We start from the raw sequence: 3,160 nt of genomic DNA, 5'->3' as shown, positions 1-3,160 counted from the left end.
CCGGTGTGTAGCTCCGTCTCTTGGGCTCGTAGATGTGTATATGAGTCAGCCCCCCCGGAGCGCAGTTCGCGCCAGGGTCTTCCAGCCCCCGGTTCCTTCGGTCAACCACGCCTCCAGGACGCGGGAGGGCGTGCCTGAGTTCCCGGCCAGGGCGCGCGCGATGCGGAGGTCTCGCAGTCGGTCCAGTTCTCCAGCCATCGCCTCCAGCGCCACCGCCGGGGTGGCTGGGTGGCGAGCGACTGCTTCGCGTACACCCTGATCCTCATACGCGGTTAGCGCATCCAGCGTCCTGGGGGGGGCTGCGGAGGATTGGCGGCTCCACCTGACATACTCCGAACATGGAAGGGAGAAGGCATGTCACGGACTGACCACCTCAGGAAAGAAATCACGAGTCTGGAAACAAAGGTTTCCCGGCTCCAGAAAGACCAGACGAAGGCGCAGAAAACCGTGGACGACGCGGCAGCGGCGGCCCGCAAGAAGAGAGACGAAGCCGGACGCACCAGGAGCGACTCGACCCGTCGCATGGCACTGTCCACCGCCGAGCGCAAGGAGAAGGAGGCGACCACCGCAAGCGCCAAGGTGGCGGATCTGTCTCGCAAGATCGCGGACGCGAACAAGTCGATTGCCTCTAAGCGTACTTCGCTTCGTAGTGCCGAGGAAACCGAGCAACGAGAACGCGATCGTGCAGAAGATCGTCGGCGTCAGAAGGAGCGGAGTGAGCAGCGCGCTCGGGACCGCGAGGATGATCGCCGTCGACAGAAGGAGAAGGACCACGCTCGCGAGGTCGCGCGTCTGAGTAGCTCCACCAATCAGATTCGCTACGTGGAGGTGCAGCCTCCGAAACCGGAGCCCCTCCGCGTGCTCTACCTCACCGCCAATCCTTACGCCATTGAGACGACCATCGAACTACCGGACGGCTCCGTCGAGACGCAGGGGGTGTGGCTTCGAGTCGACCAGGAGGTGCGGCAGGTCAAGCAGTCGCTCCGTGCCTCGAAGTGGCGTGATCTCGTAACCGTCGAGCACCTCCCCGCCGCTACCGGCATGGACCTGATCGACGGCCTGAACGACCACCGTCCGCACGTCGTCCACTTCTCTGGCCACGCCTCCGCATTGGGTCTCCTGCTGGAGGACGATGCGGGTTCGCAGGACGGGGCGGGGATCGAGTTTGCACTTCTTGCTCGCGTCCTGGGCGCGACGGACGAGCCGCCCAGGCTCGTCGTCCTCAATGCCTGCGAGAGTCTGGAAGGGGTCGAGGATCTGCTCCAGACGGTGCCCACGGTCATTGGCATGTCGGAGTCAATCACCGACTTGGCGGCGATCACGTTCGCGGCCAAGTTTTACGCCGCCATAGCCTCCGCACAGTCAGTCGGCATGGCGGTGGAGCAAGCGAGGGCCGCCATGCAGTTGGCCTCGCTGGAGGACTCCCATTTGCCAGAGGTCCGCACGCGTGACGATGTTGACGCCTCAACACTTGTGCTGGTGCAGGCGACTGGCTGAGGGTCCGATCTGGGAAAGGGCGGGACGCTCGACCGCTCCCAAACTCGGACATCCCGCCCCCAGCCTGCACCGTCGCGCCCGCAGCAAGCGTCTTCGGGGTTCCAGAAGCCTCGGCAGGCTCCAGCCAGCAGCTCCCAGCAGCCCTGCCCGGCGGCAACCACTCGGGTTCCCGGAGCCTGAAGACGACGCGGATGCCCTCGCCCGGCAGCCGACTGCTCGCCTTAGGTCGAGTAAGGCTTGACTGGCCAGCCGCGGCGCTCGGCCTCCGCGATGCAGTCTCCTCGCTGATCGTCGATGGCCAGGCCGTCCATCTCGCTGTTCTGGCTGACTCGCAAGGAGATGGCGGCGCGGACAGGAGGCGGAGTGCTCATGAGGCGAGTCTATTAGCGAAAGATTATTCGGCTACGGAAAGTAGTAGAGTTCCGGTTCAATGTGTGGATCGGATCCCGAATTTAATAGCTTCGTAGAACCAAAGGAACTCAAAAATATTGGAAACATCCCGCTTTTCCAAATACCCGGTCCGATAGATTTCATGGCGGATCATCCAGTGCTGATCGAGTCTTTCCGTCGTTTCCAAGTGTGTGGCAAGTTCATTCTCCAATTCGCAGAAGGCTCGGACATTATTGGCCGCCTGCAACCGTGGATCACACAGCAGCGCACCGTCTGCCGGTGTCGCGGTGCTCAGAATGATCTGGGCTCCCGCATAGAGTCCATCGGACTGGACCCGTCGATCTCCACGGAGGTGCACCGATGCTCACCGAATTCGCCCGCGACCATGCATTCACGATCGCGTGGTTCGGCGCCATGTCCTTCGTCTGGTTCGGATGGGGACAGGAGGACCCGCCGAGATCCGGCAGAGAGTGGCTGGGAGCGGGTTCCGCTGTCGGGCTCATCGTGGCCGGGATCTTCGGCTTCGCCGTCTTCACCCGCTGGAGCGACGGGTCAGCACTCGACGGTCAGTACGCCTGGTTCGGGGTCGTGGTCGGACTGGAGGTGCTGCTCGCGGCTGTCGGCTGCTTCGTCCTCGCGCGGCGGGGCCAGGGGCGCTGGATGGCGTGGTGGGTGGCAGTCGTGGTCGCGTTGCACTTCCTGCCATTGGCCGTCTTTCTCCGGGATCCGTCACTGGCGGGCCTGGGGGTCGTCCAAGCCATCGGCCTCGCTGTCCTGGTCGGCCGCCTGGGGAGAACGCAGGTACCGACAAGTCGGCACGTGGGGCCCTGGATGGGGGTGACCCTGCTCGTGTTCGCAGGGATCTCCATGGCGATCTTCCTGGCAACCATCGGGTCCCCCTGGTGAGGGGCGAGGTAAGACGCAGGTGCGAACAGCCCTGTTGATCTGGCGTCCATGCGTAGAGGTGCGCTCGGCTCATCGGGCGCGGTTCCTCGCGGCAATCACGCGTCCGGTCGGACTCACGCTGCCGTCTCTGTCGGGGCTGGCCACGCGCGACGGAAACGTACCGGCGAGCAGTGAGCTTTTCTGCGGCAGGGCCCGGCGCGCTCTTCGACCGCAACGCGGGTGACGGACTGCGCGCCGCACGGGCGTGTCAGATGGTCTGTGTAAGCCGTACCGAGAGGAACGGTAAGAATCATGACCATGATCGACGAGAAGAACCCAGGCGAGCCCTCGGGCCAGGACCTGGTCGAGCAGCTGAAAGCCTCAGGGC

At 64.1% G+C, this 3,160-nt stretch carries 3 protein-coding genes; 2 read left to right on the top strand and 1 reads right to left on the bottom strand.

Going from position 1 to position 3,160, the window contains the following annotated elements:
• Nucleotides 1-354 precede the first annotated feature (354 nt).
• Nucleotides 355-1,497: a CHAT domain-containing protein gene (locus FLM69_RS11145; RefSeq protein ID WP_141844278.1), complete on the top strand. Its 1,143-nt coding sequence runs from the start codon at nucleotides 355-357 to the stop codon at nucleotides 1,495-1,497.
• A gap of 221 nt (nucleotides 1,498-1,718) precedes the next feature.
• Here the strand turns inward: FLM69_RS11145 and FLM69_RS11415 are convergent, their stop codons facing one another.
• The gene (locus tag FLM69_RS11415) at nucleotides 1,719-1,868 is read right to left on the bottom strand and encodes a hypothetical protein (RefSeq protein WP_181743517.1); all 150 of its coding nucleotides are present in this window, start codon (nucleotides 1,866-1,868) and stop codon (nucleotides 1,719-1,721) included.
• Between the two features lie 379 nt (nucleotides 1,869-2,247).
• On the opposite strand from FLM69_RS11415, the gene FLM69_RS11140 reads away from it, so the two are divergent.
• The gene (locus FLM69_RS11140) at nucleotides 2,248-2,793 is read left to right on the top strand and encodes a hypothetical protein (RefSeq protein ID WP_141844277.1); all 546 of its coding nucleotides are present in this window, start codon (nucleotides 2,248-2,250) and stop codon (nucleotides 2,791-2,793) included.
• Nucleotides 2,794-3,160: the final 367 nt, after the last annotated feature.

The sequence above is a fragment of the Micrococcus sp. R8502A1 genome, assembly GCF_006704135.1.
In the GTDB taxonomy this organism is placed as follows: domain Bacteria; phylum Actinomycetota; class Actinomycetes; order Actinomycetales; family Micrococcaceae; genus Micrococcus; species Micrococcus luteus.
The sequence above is the reverse complement of the archived record's forward strand: the minus strand, read 5'-3'. Positions and strand labels throughout refer to the sequence as shown.